Below are 13,871 nucleotides of genomic sequence, written 5' to 3' on the forward strand. Positions count from 1 at the left end.
GTGAGCACGTTCCTATTCGATTACGAGACCAATCGGCTTCCCACTCACTGCCGGCAGGTACTCGACGCGATCGAGAAAGACAGCAGCATGACGACTCCTGACGACCCAACGCCCGTCTTCGACGAGGACTTCGACACCCCCTCGACCAACCCTGTCGCCGACGCCTTCACCGAGGTCATGACGTACTTCGCCGACGGCGGCGACATCGCCCCGCAAAACGAAATAGTCACGCGCGCGACCGAGGTCTACCTCCAGCTGATCGACCCGTCGGACCCACCGGCACCGCGCCTGCTCGAGAAGCAGCTGCTCGCGATCGTGAACGGCGTCTCCAAGGCCGAGAACAGCAAGACCAAGGTGGCTGCCGAGAAGCTGCCCCTGGCCCGGCATCTGACCTACTGGCAAGTGGCGCAAATCCTGTTGAGCCTGCACCACGTGATCCGCATCGCCCCCAGCGCCAAGGACACTGACCGCGAGTACGACCTGCTGGCGATGTACCAGGCCACCGGCCCGGGCCGCGGCACGTACACCACCAGCGAGGACGACATCCGCACCACGGCACGCCGTTACAACACGCAGCTGACACTCAAGGAATTCGCCGAGGTCCTCGCAGTACTCCGCGAGGACAGCCCGCGCCGGCACCAGTGCAGCCACAGAGACCTCATCGCCGTGAACAACGGCGTGTTCCACTACGGCCGCGAGGCCCGGGACATCCATGAGGGCGGCAAGGCCTTCCACTTCGAACCCAAGTCGCTCGTACCCTTCGACCCGGCACTGGTGTTCCTGGCCAAGTGCCACATCGACTACGTCGAAGACCCGGACAACCCGGTGATCGTCCACCCTGTCGACGGCTCGGTCTGGGACATCGAGTCCTGGATCCGCGAGCTCTCCGACGAGGAGGGTATCCCCGAGCTGCTCTGGGAGGTCATCGGCGCGATCATCCGGCCGCACGTCAGCTGGGGCAAGACTGCCTGGTTCTATTCAGAACAGGGCAACAACGGCAAGGGCACGCTGTGCTCGCTCATGCGCAACCTGTGCGGGCCACGCTCGCACACCTCGATCCCGCTGAGCGACTTCGGCAAGGACTTCGCGCTCGAGCCGCTCGTGCGCGCCAACGCGATCATCGTCGACGAGAACGACGTGGGCACCTTCATCGACAAAGCGGCCAACCTGAAGGCGATCGTCACCAACGACGTCATCCAGATCAACCGGAAGTACCGGATGCCGATCGCCTACCAGTTCTTCGGCTTCATGGTCCAATGCCTCAACGAGTTCCCGCGCGTGAAGGACAAGTCCGAAAGCTTCTACCGCCGGCAGCTGTTCGTACCGTTCAACAAGAGCTTCACCGGCATGGAGCGCAAGTACATCAAGGACGACTACCTCCAGCGCCGCGAGGTCCTGGAGTACGCCCTCTGGTACGTGCTCAACCGCGCCGGCGCAGCCGACCCGGGCAACTACTACCAGCTCTCCGAGCCGGTGGCGACCATGGACGTCCTGGCCGAGTACAAGGAGGCCAACGACCCCGTGCGCGCCTTCTGGGAAGAGTTCCGCGAGCGGCTGGTGTGGGACCTGGTGCCTTTCACCTTCACCTATGACCTCTACAAGGCCTGGTTCGCAGACGTCTCGCCCTCGGGGTCGCCGGTGAGCAACAAGCAGTTCATCACGGACCTGGTTGCGATCGTGCGGCCTGACCCGCTGTGGCACTGCCCGGACAAGAACAAGAAGATCCGCCCCGGCCAGATGATGGCCACCCCCGAGACGACCATCGCCGAGTACGAGCTGAAGAAGTGGATGAACCCGCACTACAGCGGCTCGGACCCGAAAAAGAAGTCGCAGCCGGTCCTTCAGGCCAACTACCGCGGCCTGCTCCGGCACACAGGTCCCGCCGCCCAGGTGGACGCCGACGACGAGGACACCACAGGAGAGGACTGATCCGACCATGCCCACAATCGCCAGGGCCATCACCGAGCTCGCCCGGGCGGTGACCGACCTCGCCAAGCAACAAGGCAGGGCGAGCACCGCGCTGGCCGATGTCGCCCGCGAACAGCGGATCACCAACCTGATCGTCCGGTCGCAGATCAGTGCCGACCCGGAGGAGAAGCGGCGGCTCGTGGCTGAGGCCTCCAGCCGGATGGACGCCCCGCGCCGCCGCTCTCCACACAACCCGATCGACTGAAGACAAGAACGGAAAACAGGACATGACGCAGCCGCACCCGAACGAACCGAACTGGAAAGACGGATGTGCAGGAGAGGGAGTCTCACCCGGAAAGGAATGCGCCGACTGCACCGGCCAGCGTGAGCACTTCGGCTACTCCCTGGTGGGAGGTCGATGGGCCCGCGGTGCCCGGCCGGTCCCCGCGCCCGTCACAAGGAAGAAGCGCCGCCTAAGGCCATCCGCGGCAGCGCCCGGCACCCCGACCAGATAACTGCATACCCCGGCCGTGACGGCCGGTGACGACCGAAAGGCCAGACACATGACCACCCAGCGCACCCCCGTCACAGCTGAGACCGCGCTCTTCACGTTCTACGACATCGAATCGCTGTCGAACGTCTTCACGCTGTGCGCCTACACCCCGCGGCCGGGCCGCGCCGTCCACGACCTGGAGATCTTCTTCCTGGCCGACGACCCGGCGCTGGTCGCCTCCGTCGACCCCCAGGCCCTCTACGACACCGTGATCCGCTCCAACCCGGGGCTGCCCGCGGTCAGCGTCCAGCTTTGGAACCTCGGCGGCGAACAGGGCAGCCTCCGGCTCGCCGAACTGATGGGCCTCTCGAACGCCGACCAGGTGTGCAACCACTCCGACCCAGGCGGGTACCCCGCGGCGCTGCGTCCGGTCTGCGACACCGACCCCGAGTACGACCCGGCACTGCATCCGTTCCTTGCTGGCTACAACTCAATGAACTATGACACGACCATGGTCGCGCTCTACCTCAACGAGGCGTTTCCGGCCCCGGGCAGCGGTCGGCCGTTTCAGCCGACCACGGCCCGTACTCTGCGCGACCACAACGACCAGCTCTTCTCGTCCCAGCACATCGAGTACATGCCTGGCTACCTCGGCTGGGACGGGGCGGCTGCGAAGATCCGCCGCGCCATGCTTCACTCGGGCCGGCACCTGGACGTGGCCCGGCTGAACGAACTGCAGTCCAAGGTCAGCCTCAAGCGCCTGCTCGGGATGCTCGGCCGCCAGATCAAGGAATCCGAGAAGCTCAGCCATGACACGAGCATCGAGGCGGTAGAGGATCTCTATGAGCTGCTGGCCTACAACGTCTCGGACTGCCTTGGTCTGGCCCAGCTGTTCCGGCACCCGGCGTACGCGAGCAACTTCGATCTCAAGGCCGCTCTGCTCGCCCAGTTCACCGAAACGGTGTTCACCAAGAACGGTGCGGTGCGCAAGGACCGGCTGGCAGTCGACTCCTCATCGGCAAAGTTCGTGGGCCGCATCCTCGCACCCTACGCCTCACTGGATGACATCGAGGCGGTGTCCTTCGTATATCCGCACCCCGAGGTCGCTAAAGAACGCGGGATCGAGCCGGTCAACGTGCTCGACGAGTGCGTGCGCTTCTTCGAGGAGAACGTCGCGCCCGACCCGGCCACCCACTCCGAAGTGACTGCAGCCCAGCGCGAGGCCCACCGGCAGTTCCTGCAAGTCGTGGCGTACTACCGCTCGATCGAGGGGCAGAACTTCAACGACTCCGAGGAGTACCGCGACAAGTTCAGCCTTCCGGCCCGGTCTCTGCGCGATGTGCCCAAGACCCCGAACAACGTGCCGTATTTCCGGGCGGACGCCTCGCCGTCGTCCTGCTTCGCCACGTTCTCCACCGGCGGCATCCATGGGGCCGAAGCCGACCTGTCGGTGTTCAACGCCGAGAAGGTCGAGCACAACGATCAGACCATGATGCTCATCCGGGCAGCGCAGGCCTTCCCGGATGCAAAGGACTTCGTGGCCGAGGCCAAGCGTCAGCACGCCATGCTCCGCCTGCCCGACGGCACCTTCGTCGACAAGCGGCTGGTCCTGCTGGGTTCGGACCCGGAGAAGGTCAAGTACCGCAAGCCGAAGAAGGACGACCCTGACCAGGCCGGGCAGCTCGCCCGCGCCCAGGCCCAGGTGCCTGACCCGGCGGACCTGTTGACCACCCAGCGGCCCGAGGCGGAGGCGCTGAATGTCGTCCTGCCCGACGGCGGTGTCCTGGAAGGCAAGGTGGTACTCGCCAACAGCACGGCCACCAATGCCGCCTACCGCGATGAGCCGGCCAAGAAGAAGCCGGAGCTGTTCATCGCCAAGGAAGACGGCTCCGACAAGCTGCACCCGAAGTTCGCACGCACCTCGGCTGGCCTGGTGATCCACGAGGACTTCACCAGCTACTACCCGAACCTGCTGCGCAACATGCGGGCGTTCTGGAACCCCGAGCTGGGTGAGGACCGCTACGCGAAGATCTTCTTCGACAAGGAGCGCTACGGCCAGGAGATCAAGGGGCTGAAGAAGCAGCTGGCGCAGCTTCCGGGCGACAGCCCTGAAGCTGCGCGGCTGAAGGCTCAGATCGCCGGGCTCGGCGTGCTGCGCAACGGCACGAAGCTGATCCTCAACTCGGCCTCGGGCGCAGGCGACGCAAGTCACCGGACGCCGATCCGGATGAACAACCGCATCATCTCGATGCGCATCCTTGGCCAGCTGTTCAGCTGGCGGATCGGACAGGCCCAGACCCTGGCCGGGGCGCGGATCATCTCCACCAACACCGACGGCCTCTACTCGGTCGTCGGCGGCGAGAACGGATTCGACGAAGCGACCAACAACCGGGTGCTCGCCGAGCAGCAGGAGGCCATCGGCGTCGACATCGAACCTGAGCTGATGTTCCTCATCAGCAAGGACTCGAACAACCGCCTGGAGCTGGAGGCCCCGGAGCCGGGGCGGTCCGTGGCAGACAGTCCGATCATCGCCGCCGGTGGCGGCACGCTGGCCTGCCACGCGGGCCCGACTCCGACGAAGTCGCTGGCCCACCCGGCCGTGATCGACTTCGCCCTGGCCCGCTACCTGCAGACGGTGGCGAGCAGGGGAGAGTCGGCGATCGCGGAGCCCTTCGACCTGATGCTGGGCCGGAAGGTGATCGAGGAGGCGGTCCTGGAGGACGACCCGATCCGGTCGCTCCTGTTGTTCCAGAACGTCATCGCGGCCTCCCGCGGCTCGATCACCTACCCCTTCTCGGCTGCACCCATCGACCCCGCCGTGGGTGTGAAGTACAGCGAGCAGGGTCACGTGACCAACGTCCGCGACCCGCAGGTGCTGCAGATGGTCAACCGGGTGTTCATCGTCCGCGAGGGCACTGAGAACGCCCGGAGCCTGCTCAACGCCGGTGCCTGGAAGGTCACCGCGGCCAGCCAGGCCAAGCGCCGCGAGGAGGACATCGGCCGGACCAAGCGCGACCCGGTCGCGCTGGAGGTGCTGCGCCATCACGGCTGGGCCCGCTCCCGCGCCGAGGCCAGCATGTCGGACGGGCTCGCCGTGCTCCCGGACGACCAGGACGTCGTGGTGAGGCGCATTAACGCCATCGACCCAACCTGGTCGATGGTCGTCGTCAACGACGACCTGCACCAGCTGCCGGCCGACCGGATCGAGCGGCTCATCGCCTCGCTGGACCTGGACACCTACGTCCGGATGCTCGAGGAGACGTTCACCAAGAACTGGATGAACGAGGCCGCCTGAGCCGATCGACCACAGCCCGCACAAGGGGGCCGCGCACGCCGCGGCCCCCTTGTTCAACTCTGTGCACCATTGCGAATGGTTCCGCACAGATCATTCACTTCGAGTCATAATTGAGTACGAAAGGCAATTCAGACTCGATACGACACGATCACGAGAGGCCATCATGTCCCAGTCAACAGTCCCTGTCCGCTCCACTGACCCGGAGACCTCCTACGCCGCCGCCGTGAAGGCCGCGCTCGGCGCATCCCGCGTCCGTCCCATCGTGCTCGACATCGTCCGCGAGAAGGGCCCGCTCACCCACGACGAGCTCATCGCCGCTTACCACGACCGCGTCGTCACCAGCCTCGGCGAGGTGCCGCGCTCCTCGGACTCCTGCATCCGCACCCGGCTCAAGGAGCTCGCCCACCAGGGCCTGGTGACCGTCGCCGACATCGACGGCTTCTCCAACTACGGCAATGCGGCCAAGCGCTGGGTCGTAGTCGACCCTGACGACCCGAGCTTCGTCTACGACCCGGACGCCATCGCTGCCTACATCGACGACGAGGACATCGTCGGCTTCGGGCACTTCCTTGACGGCGACGCCTCCGACGCTGCCGGGACCGACGAGGACTGAGGCCCCATGCCGAGGAAGAAGAACCAGCGGGAGAAGGCCGTCGAGCAGTACCTGCTCACGCAGTGCCGCCGGCACGGTCTGTTCTGCCTGAAGTTCGTGTCCCCGGCCCGCGGAGGCGTCCCCGACCGAATCGTCCTCACGCCCACCGGCACGGTCTTCGTCGAGGTCAAGCGACCCGGCGGAGACCTCGAGAAGCGCCAGCGCGTCATGCACGCCAAGATGCGCCGTTTCGGTGCCGAGATCCACGTCGTGGATGACGAGCAGGCCGTCGACGCCTTCATCACCCACGTGCTCGGTTACCGCCGGATCGAGAGCCAGCAGAAAGCAGCATCATGACCGCAACAGCCACCGCCGCGGGCCCGGAGACAGCCGCCCGCGACTACGAAACGAAAGACTCGGGATCACGCAGGGTCACCGCCTCCGGCATGCAGCGCGAGGTGAAGACAGGCCAGCCCCGCTTCGACCTGCTCGTACCGCTTCAGGTGCCCTACCAGGACCAGCTGCTCACAAGGACGGCCGCGCTCGTGGAGCGTGGAGCGCGCAAGTACGACTCGCGCGACTGGGAGCAGGCCAGCACTGCCGCAGAGATGGAGGAGTTCCGCGCCAGCGCCTTCCGCCACTTCATGCAGTGGATGTGCGGCGAAGACGATGAGGACCACGCGGCTGCCGTGGTGTTCAACCTCCTGGCCGCGGAAAGCACCCGGACGGTGATCGCCCGCGGTGACGCCGGAACCCCGGAGGCCGCCCGATGAGCGGCCGCGTCACCAAGGGCAACGGCCAGGCCACCTCGGCCTTCCGCCAGCTCACCCGGGCCGACCTGGGCACCTTCGATCGCGAGGCCACGGAGCTCGTGCTCGAAGCGATGCGGGCCGGCTGCGTTGGGCGTGTCTCGTCCCGGGGCCACGCCATCCTGCGCAACAATGCCGGCGGATCCGTCTCGGTGCCGCGCAACATGACCTCACCCAACCGCACGGCGCAGAACGCCCGTGCCGACATGAAACGGCTGCTCGGCGGGCACCGGGCCGATCATGCAGTATCCGCCGCAGACCGCAGGCCACGCGGGAAACGGCAGATGACCGTCGCGGTGGCCTTCGTGGAGCACCCAGCCGCCTTCTCCCGCTGGTTCGACGCCCAGCCCGAGGGCCTGCCTGCGGACCAGCTCATCGAGGTCTCGTTCGACGGGGCCGGGGAGCAGGCCTTCCAGGCCGTGCCCGTCGACGCGCCCGCACAGCCCGATGCACCGGAACAAGACCAGCCGGAGCCCGCGACGGCCCGGCCCACCCGCCGCCGGGGACACCTGATGATCGCGCCCGAGCCCGGGCAGGAAGCAGAGGACGACATGACCGCCGAGGCCAAGGAAGATTTGCCGTTTGCGACGCCCATACCCGATGCGGCCGTCGGAGATGCCTCTGCCGAAGCGGTGCTTGAGCGCGTACGCACCGCGCTGGGTGAGGACCCGCGTGTCACCGCCCTGCAGCGCAGGATCGTCGGGCTGGAGGCAGAGCTCGCCGCCCAGGCACGCCGGGCCGATGACGCCGAGGTCCGCCTGGGCCTTATCCGCGAGGCATTCCATGCCTGATCCCGACTACCGACAACCCACGAGAGGAGGCCGCACACCATGACCACGACCATCGCACCACCGCAGCCGTCACCCGCGCCCATCGTGCTCAAGCCCTACCAGCAGCAGATCCACGACTTCCTCGTCAGCCGCCCCTTCGCCGGAGCCTGGCTTGGTGTCGGAGCCGGGAAGACGCTTTCGACCCTCAGCGTCCTGCAGACAGTCCGGCCGATGGGCCACATCCTCGTCGTCGCACCGATCGCGATCGCTCGCTCGACCTGGCTCGACGAGATCGACAAATGGGGATTCCCGATCCGAACCAAGTCGCTCATCGTCAACGAGAACGACCGGAAGCTGCCCAAGGAGAAGCGACTGGAACGCTTTCGGGAAGTCTTCTCCGACCCGCCGACGATGTACTTCGTCAACCAGGAGTTGCTGACCCAGCCCTCCCAGGGTGCGCGTCTGCTCCAGCTGACCGGCGACCCCACCGGCGATGCCATCGCCGCCGGGATCTCACCGGAGGCCGTGCGGCTGCGCGGGCTCATCGAGACGATCGGACCAATGGCCCAGGAGCAGCTGATCGGACACTTCCTGCAGCTGGCTGCCGGGCAGTCCGGAACCAAAGCCCCCACCAAGACCGCGGTCAAGGAGGCGATCAGCGAGCTCGTCACCCGCGGCGCGCTGGAGCGCGAGAGCCACGACTGTCGTAGCTGCGGCGGCGACGGCTGCGCGCAGTGCCGCTACGGCCTGGTCGACCAGATGCCGATCCAGTCCATCAACGGACAGGACACCCTCATCTGGCCGTTTCAGACGGTGATCATCGACGAGTCGCAGGGCTTCAAGTCCCACAGCAGCGCCCGGTTCAAGGCCTTGAAGGCGGTCCGCCCGGCCATCACGCGGCTCATCGAGCTGACCGGCACGCCGAGCCCGAACGGGCTGCACGACCTGTGGAGCCAGATCTACCTGCTCGACCAGGGCGAGGCCCTGGGCCGGACCATCACGGAGTTCCGAAACCGGTGGTTCATCCCGAAGATGGTGCCTGGCACCACCACCCCGGCGAAGTGGATCCCGACCCCGAACGCCGAGGCCGAGATCCATGAGGCCATCAGGCACCTGGTGATGAGCGCGCAGAACACCAACCTCAACTTGCCGGGGCTGACGATCCAGGACGCCAACGTCACCCTCCCGCCGGACCTCATGCAGGCCTACAAGGAGTTCAGGCGCGACCTCGTGCTCGACGTCGTGAAGACCTACCAGGACGAGGACGGCAAGCTCACCCAGAGCGTTGAGTCGATCGTCGCCGAGAACCAGGCGGTCCTCACCAGCAAACTGATGCAGTTCGCCTCGGGGACGCTCTACACGGCCGACCCGGAGGACCCGGCGACCAAGGGCCAGTACGAGGTTATCCACGACAAGAAACTCGAAATGGCCGAGTACCTGGTGCGCAACAGCGGGGGAGACCCGGTGCTGGTCGCGTACCACTTCCGCTCTGACCTGGAGCAGCTGATGGCGCGCTTCAAGAAGGCGGGCATCGACGCGCAGGTCTTTGACGGCTCGCGGGAGATGGTCCGCCGGTGGAACGCCAAGCAGATCCAGGTGATGCTGCTGCACCCCGCGGCGGCCGGCCACGGCCTGAACCTGCAGGACGGCGGCTCGACGATGATCTGGTACACGCTGCCGTTCTCGCTCGAGCACTACCTGCAGACCAACGGCCGTCTCTACCGCACGGGGCAGACCAAGCCCGTGGTGATCCACCGGATTATCACCAAGGGCACTCAGGACGAGCGGATGCCCGGAGTCCTGGCAGAGAAGCAGCAGGTCCAGGACGACCTCATCTCGGCTGTGTCCGGCGAGGAGGCGATCCTCGTCGCCCTCGAGGAGGAGATCCAGGACGACCTCAACGACCTGCGGGTCTCCGAACGGGTCTGACCAACCCATTCCGACGCCGCGGAGCGCCAGCCACACGCCGGCGCTCCGCGGCGCACCACCCCGACCCCAGTGCCACCCGGCCCGAGGAGGACTGATCCATGAATGACCCGAAGCACCAGGCCTGGCCCGACGGAGCGCGCGTGCGCTTCACCGCCGAGGCCAGGGAAGCCATGCAGGCGCGGCCCGGAACGAAGCCGCTGCGCGCACCGGCCCTCGGGCCGAACACGGACTACACGATCGACAACACCGACGACGGCCTGCACGACGTCGTGCTGCGCGAGACCGGGGAACGCTACGGCGTGCTCTGGCTCCAGAGCGCAGAGCACGAACCCGTCGACCCCGACGTCGCGCTGCTCGAGGAGCTCTTCGACCGCGAGCTGCCGGCCAGCTTCGACCCCGCCCGGGGGACAAGGAGCGTCACTCGCCATCACGGAGCAGGGATGGCCACAGCCGGAGCCCGGCCCGCCACGACCGTAGTTCCGCGCGGCAACTGGATGCAGACCTACACGGGTCGCCGGTTCTACCCGCTGGACCCGCGGCCCGAGGACGTGGACATCGCCGACATCGCACACGCGCTGTCCATGCAGTGCCGCTACAACGGCCACGTCCGCCGGTTCATGTCCGTCGCCGAGCACTGCGTACTCCTCTCGCGACTCGTCGCCCCGGAGCATGCGCTCTGGGCGTTGCTGCACGACGCGACAGAGGCATACGTGGGCGACATGGTCCGCCCGCTGAAGCTTCACATGCCGGAGTACCGGGCCGTCGAGGACGGCGTCATGGTCGCCATCGCCCAGAAGTTCAGCATCGACCCCGCCATGCCCGCCGAGGTGAAGCACGCCGACTCGCGGATCCTGCTCGACGAGCGCGCGGCGCTGCTGGGCGAGCCGGCGGGGGACTGGGAGGTTCCAGGTCAGCCCTTCGGGATCGAGATCCAGGCCTGGAGCCCGGATGCTGCCGAGCTCGAGTACCGCCTGCGCTTCGCCGAGCTGACTGGAGACCCGGCCGGTCTGCCCGTCGGGCTGTGCGGAGACCGGGAGGACCACCTGCCCCACACCCACCGCAGCGCCTCGCTTGGCGGGCTCTGGTGCTCCGCTGACCAGGACTCCCGCCTCCCCTGGGCCGCCGAACGTCGGCAGACCCAACCCGGAAACGCAGGAGAACAGCCCCATGGCTGAGACCAGGATGACCGGGACGGAACGCATCGCAGCTGGTTCATGACCGACCGGTGACCGGCACCCTGCGGGTGCTGGTCACCGGAGGGCACAGCGTCGGGGTCGGCAGGGCCGACCCGGGTGCCGGGGCAGTGATGTCGGGGGTCGGGTCCCGGCCCGGTCCCCCCTCATTGCCACGACACCACAACGAGAAGGAGCGAGTCCCATGGCTGAGCAGCCCATCTACCGGCTCCCGCCTGCGGGCTGGTCGGACTTCGGCGCACACATAGACCAGCCGGAGGTCCGCCTCGAGTTCTCGGCCGAGACCGGCGAGGACGGGATGCCGCTCTGGGAGCGGCCCATCGACATCCGTCACGACGACCAGGAGGTCTCGCCATGAAGGCGTACAGCACGCAGACCGAACGCACCTACGATTCCTGGGAGGACCTGGTGGCCGAGGAGGCCAACGGCTACGGCGTCGTGGTGATGATGCAGGCCGAGAGCCTGAAGTCCGCCAGCCCCCAGACCTACTCGCACCTGATTGGGCCGTTCGACGACCAGAAGAAGGCCCGGAACAAGGCCGCAGCCGTTCGCCGCGCCTGGAAACGCGCCAAGGACCGCGACCCCCGTATCCAGCTGCTGCGCGTCTCGGTCGAGCCCATCTGGCCCGACCTGCGCTTCCGCACCAGGAACTGAGACCTAATTCCACAACCAGCGCCACGGGCGCGCTGTCGGGGCCGACGCTCCGCAGACCATCAACGACACGACCGACGAGGACATCCCCCATGACCATGACGACCACCGCCCGCCCCGCACCTCCACGCCTGCAGGACCCGCTCGACGCCGTGATGCGCAGCTGCCTGCGCGATGACGCAGTCCGGGCCGAGGTCACCACCACGCCGGCCGGCCTCAACCAAACCGAGCACTGGCTGAAGACCACCGCCTCAAGCATCGACCAGCAGCTCTCATTCCGCCAGGACGACGCCGAGATCTGGCGGCTGTCCCCGCTGGATCACAGCACACAGCTGATCGAGTTCCTCGAGTGGCGCAAGGGCGCGCTCTACCTCAAGAGCCTCTGCGAGAAGCGCCTCATCGACATCAAGCGCCTGCGGACCGCCGACGAGGAGCGCGCCGAGGAGATGAAGGTCCTGCTGGTCCGCCTGGCGCAAGCCGTCGTCGCCCACGAGGGCGAGCTGATCGGAGACGAGGACCTGTACGGAGCCCTCGACCGGATCTCGCTTCCCGGCGCGGACGCGCCGACCCTGCGGGAGTACCTCCAGTTCCGCGACGGCTCGAAGGACTGACCCAGACCACACGACCGCAGCCTCGCCGCGGCCGGGTCCCTGTGGGACGGCGGCGCGACGGGGCTCCTCGATCCCGGGCCAAGCGGCCCGGCGGAAAGAACCGCATGACGCCCCAGACCACCACGACCACCGCAGAAGAGCTCGTCCCTGAGATCGAGCAGACCCTGCTCGATTCGCGGGCGGACCGTGCCCTGCACGAACGCCGTGGGGTGCACGAGCACTCCGAGCAGACGGAGCTGAGCGACCACGAGCGCACCGTGATGCTCGACGTCACCCTGGCGCTGCTCATCCGGCATCGGCTGCCCATCGACGCCGACCGCGCCGCGAAGGCGGTGGCCGCCGCGCAGACCGCCGATGCCCGCACGTGGGCGGCTGGCTGCGCCCGCCACATCGCCCGCGTGGCGGAGGAGAAGAACCCATGAGCCGAAAGCGCAGGCAGCACTACTCCACCGAGGGCTTCCGGCCGTCGGGGAATCCCGAACAGGCGCACTGGATGCGGGAACTCCGCAAGTCCAGTGCGACGCAGCGGCACACCCCCAAGCCCCGCAAGGGCACCCGCCGCGAGCGGGAGCGACAGGCGATCCGCGACCAGCAGCGACACCGAGGAGACCACCTATGACCGACAACAACCGAGGGCCCGCAACCGGAATCGCGCTCGAGGCAGAGTCACTGCGTGCCGAGCTGCGGGAGGCCCCGGAGGCCCACGGCCTCGATCCGGAGCAGGCGGCGGAGATCGCAGCGCTCCCGGACGGACAGATCAACAGCTGGATACACGAGCTCGCCGCGCGCGACGACGCCTTCTGGGCGCTTTACGACGGGCTCCGCCGGCGCACCATCGCCCATCTCGCCGAGATGCACAGCACAGCCAAGGACGTGAAGCCGTGAACGCGCCCCTGCCCGACTGGTGGGTCGACGCGACGCCGGACGGCAAGCGCGCCAAGCACCCCGGCAAGCACGAGGTCTACGTCTACGGCCAGCAGCGCGCAGACGGCATGGCGTGCATCGGGTGCAGCTGGCAGCACAGCACGGTCATGTCGACACCAGCAGCCATCGCCCGGCACGACGCCGACCAACACCTCGAGCACGACCACGGGCTCTGGGTGCCCATCGATCGCGGCCCCCTCGCGGGCACCTGCCCGTGCGGGAAGCCCGGGCTGTACGCCGACTCAGTGCTGCGGACCAAGGTCCGCGCAGTCCTCCAGCAGGCGCAGCCGTGGAGCCCGACACCGGACCAGCTGGCGGACCTGCTCGTCGGCGCGCTCGTGCCCGACCACGGCATCCTCGTGGCCTTTACAGCCGAGCAGCAGACCGAGTCCGACTGGGAGCTGGGCTACAGCGCCTCGTACACCGACCTCGCTGCCCCCGAGGTGCTCGGCCACCGCCTGAGCGAGCGGGAGCTCGCCGAGCTGTACTTCCAGATCGAGGCCATGGGTGGACTCGGCGAGTCCGAGGCCTACCGCGACCTGGACAAGGCCGTCGAGCGCCTCGGCGAGGAACCCGCCCGGCAGCTGCGCGAGCGTGTGGCCCAGCCCGGGCTGTTCGACCTGGAGCCCGACGTCTGAGAGCCAGGGCCTCCACACCACAACGACCCCCAGCAGGGGAGAGAAGGAAACCAAGTCC

Annotated in this window: 16 protein-coding genes; all 16 read left to right on the forward strand. The window is 67.5% G+C overall.

The features are described from left to right. Complete coding sequence (locus tag NEK97_RS17255; protein ID WP_257371002.1) at positions 1 to 1,929, forward strand: phage/plasmid primase, P4 family; 1,929 nt, start codon at positions 1 to 3, stop codon at positions 1,927 to 1,929. A 7-nt stretch (positions 1,930 to 1,936) separates the two neighbouring features. Next, positions 1,937 to 2,173 (forward strand): hypothetical protein, encoded by a 237-nt coding sequence (locus NEK97_RS17260; RefSeq protein WP_056387559.1) that lies wholly within the window; start codon positions 1,937 to 1,939, stop codon positions 2,171 to 2,173. Positions 2,174 to 2,471: 298 nt separating this feature from the next. After that, a complete protein-coding gene (locus tag NEK97_RS17265; RefSeq protein WP_257371003.1) occupies positions 2,472 to 5,696 on the forward strand; it encodes a hypothetical protein in 3,225 nt (1,074 codons plus the stop codon). A gap of 163 nt (positions 5,697 to 5,859) precedes the next feature. Next, positions 5,860 to 6,309, forward strand: coding sequence for a hypothetical protein (locus NEK97_RS17270; RefSeq protein WP_257371004.1), 450 nt, complete (start codon positions 5,860 to 5,862; stop codon positions 6,307 to 6,309). Positions 6,310 to 6,315: 6 nt separating this feature from the next. Beyond that, the gene (locus NEK97_RS17275) at positions 6,316 to 6,645 is read left to right on the forward strand and encodes a VRR-NUC domain-containing protein (protein ID WP_071416422.1); all 330 of its coding nucleotides are present in this window, start codon (positions 6,316 to 6,318) and stop codon (positions 6,643 to 6,645) included. After that, positions 6,642 to 7,061 (forward strand): dATP/dGTP diphosphohydrolase domain-containing protein, encoded by a 420-nt coding sequence (locus tag NEK97_RS17280; protein ID WP_056387550.1) that lies wholly within the window; start codon positions 6,642 to 6,644, stop codon positions 7,059 to 7,061. The genes NEK97_RS17275 and NEK97_RS17280 overlap by 4 nt, the downstream gene beginning before the upstream one ends. A gap of 98 nt (positions 7,062 to 7,159) precedes the next feature. Further along, the gene (locus tag NEK97_RS17285) at positions 7,160 to 7,888 is read left to right on the forward strand and encodes a hypothetical protein (RefSeq protein WP_257371005.1); all 729 of its coding nucleotides are present in this window, start codon (positions 7,160 to 7,162) and stop codon (positions 7,886 to 7,888) included. Positions 7,889 to 7,927: 39 nt separating this feature from the next. Next, a complete protein-coding gene (locus NEK97_RS17290) occupies positions 7,928 to 9,796 on the forward strand; it encodes a DEAD/DEAH box helicase (RefSeq protein ID WP_257371006.1) in 1,869 nt (622 codons plus the stop codon). Between the two features lie 269 nt (positions 9,797 to 10,065). Next, positions 10,066 to 10,971, forward strand: coding sequence for a hypothetical protein (locus tag NEK97_RS17295; RefSeq protein WP_257371007.1), 906 nt, complete (start codon positions 10,066 to 10,068; stop codon positions 10,969 to 10,971). A gap of 202 nt (positions 10,972 to 11,173) precedes the next feature. Further along, on the forward strand, positions 11,174 to 11,347 hold the full coding sequence (locus NEK97_RS17300; RefSeq protein WP_156400143.1) for a hypothetical protein: 174 nt from the start codon (positions 11,174 to 11,176) through the stop codon (positions 11,345 to 11,347). Next, positions 11,344 to 11,643, forward strand: coding sequence for a hypothetical protein (locus NEK97_RS17305; RefSeq protein ID WP_257371008.1), 300 nt, complete (start codon positions 11,344 to 11,346; stop codon positions 11,641 to 11,643). Before NEK97_RS17300 ends, NEK97_RS17305 begins: the two co-directional genes overlap by 4 nt. Positions 11,644 to 11,732: 89 nt before the next feature. Next, complete coding sequence (locus tag NEK97_RS17310) at positions 11,733 to 12,251, forward strand: hypothetical protein (protein ID WP_257371009.1); 519 nt, start codon at positions 11,733 to 11,735, stop codon at positions 12,249 to 12,251. Positions 12,252 to 12,355: 104 nt separating this feature from the next. Further along, a complete protein-coding gene (locus tag NEK97_RS17315) occupies positions 12,356 to 12,673 on the forward strand; it encodes a hypothetical protein (protein WP_056387538.1) in 318 nt (105 codons plus the stop codon). Next, positions 12,670 to 12,870, forward strand: coding sequence for a hypothetical protein (locus NEK97_RS17320; RefSeq protein ID WP_257371010.1), 201 nt, complete (start codon positions 12,670 to 12,672; stop codon positions 12,868 to 12,870). The genes NEK97_RS17315 and NEK97_RS17320 overlap by 4 nt, the downstream gene beginning before the upstream one ends. Then, positions 12,867 to 13,136 carry a hypothetical protein gene (locus tag NEK97_RS17325; protein WP_257371011.1) on the forward strand — a complete coding sequence of 90 codons (270 nt, stop codon included), beginning with the start codon at positions 12,867 to 12,869 and terminating at the stop codon, positions 13,134 to 13,136. The genes NEK97_RS17320 and NEK97_RS17325 overlap by 4 nt, the downstream gene beginning before the upstream one ends. Positions 13,137 to 13,282: 146 nt before the next feature. Continuing rightward, positions 13,283 to 13,813 carry a hypothetical protein gene (locus NEK97_RS17330; RefSeq protein WP_133830757.1) on the forward strand — a complete coding sequence of 177 codons (531 nt, stop codon included), beginning with the start codon at positions 13,283 to 13,285 and terminating at the stop codon, positions 13,811 to 13,813. The last annotated feature ends 58 nt before the right edge of the window (positions 13,814 to 13,871 follow it).

It is taken from the genome of Paenarthrobacter sp. UW852, assembly GCF_024608385.1.
Classification (GTDB): domain Bacteria; phylum Actinomycetota; class Actinomycetes; order Actinomycetales; family Micrococcaceae; genus Arthrobacter.

Bases quoted from the DNA above. Each gene is read 5' to 3' on its own strand.
- NEK97_RS17260 (WP_056387559.1), top strand. From the start codon at position 1,937: ATGCCCACAATCGCCAGGGCCATCACCGAGCTCGCCCGGGCGGTGACC.
- NEK97_RS17265 (WP_257371003.1), top strand. From the start codon at position 2,472: ATGACCACCCAGCGCACCCCCGTCACAGCTGAGACCGCGCTCTTCACG.
- NEK97_RS17270 (WP_257371004.1), top strand. From the start codon at position 5,860: ATGTCCCAGTCAACAGTCCCTGTCCGCTCCACTGACCCGGAGACCTCC.
- NEK97_RS17275 (WP_071416422.1), top strand. From the start codon at position 6,316: ATGCCGAGGAAGAAGAACCAGCGGGAGAAGGCCGTCGAGCAGTACCTG.
- NEK97_RS17280 (WP_056387550.1), top strand. From the start codon at position 6,642: ATGACCGCAACAGCCACCGCCGCGGGCCCGGAGACAGCCGCCCGCGAC.
- NEK97_RS17290 (WP_257371006.1), top strand. From the start codon at position 7,928: ATGACCACGACCATCGCACCACCGCAGCCGTCACCCGCGCCCATCGTG.
- NEK97_RS17300 (WP_156400143.1), top strand. From the start codon at position 11,174: ATGGCTGAGCAGCCCATCTACCGGCTCCCGCCTGCGGGCTGGTCGGAC.
- NEK97_RS17305 (WP_257371008.1), top strand. From the start codon at position 11,344: ATGAAGGCGTACAGCACGCAGACCGAACGCACCTACGATTCCTGGGAG.
- NEK97_RS17310 (WP_257371009.1), top strand. From the start codon at position 11,733: ATGACCATGACGACCACCGCCCGCCCCGCACCTCCACGCCTGCAGGAC.
- NEK97_RS17315 (WP_056387538.1), top strand. From the start codon at position 12,356: ATGACGCCCCAGACCACCACGACCACCGCAGAAGAGCTCGTCCCTGAG.
- NEK97_RS17320 (WP_257371010.1), top strand. From the start codon at position 12,670: ATGAGCCGAAAGCGCAGGCAGCACTACTCCACCGAGGGCTTCCGGCCG.
- NEK97_RS17325 (WP_257371011.1), top strand. From the start codon at position 12,867: ATGACCGACAACAACCGAGGGCCCGCAACCGGAATCGCGCTCGAGGCA.
- NEK97_RS17330 (WP_133830757.1), top strand. From the start codon at position 13,283: ATGTCGACACCAGCAGCCATCGCCCGGCACGACGCCGACCAACACCTC.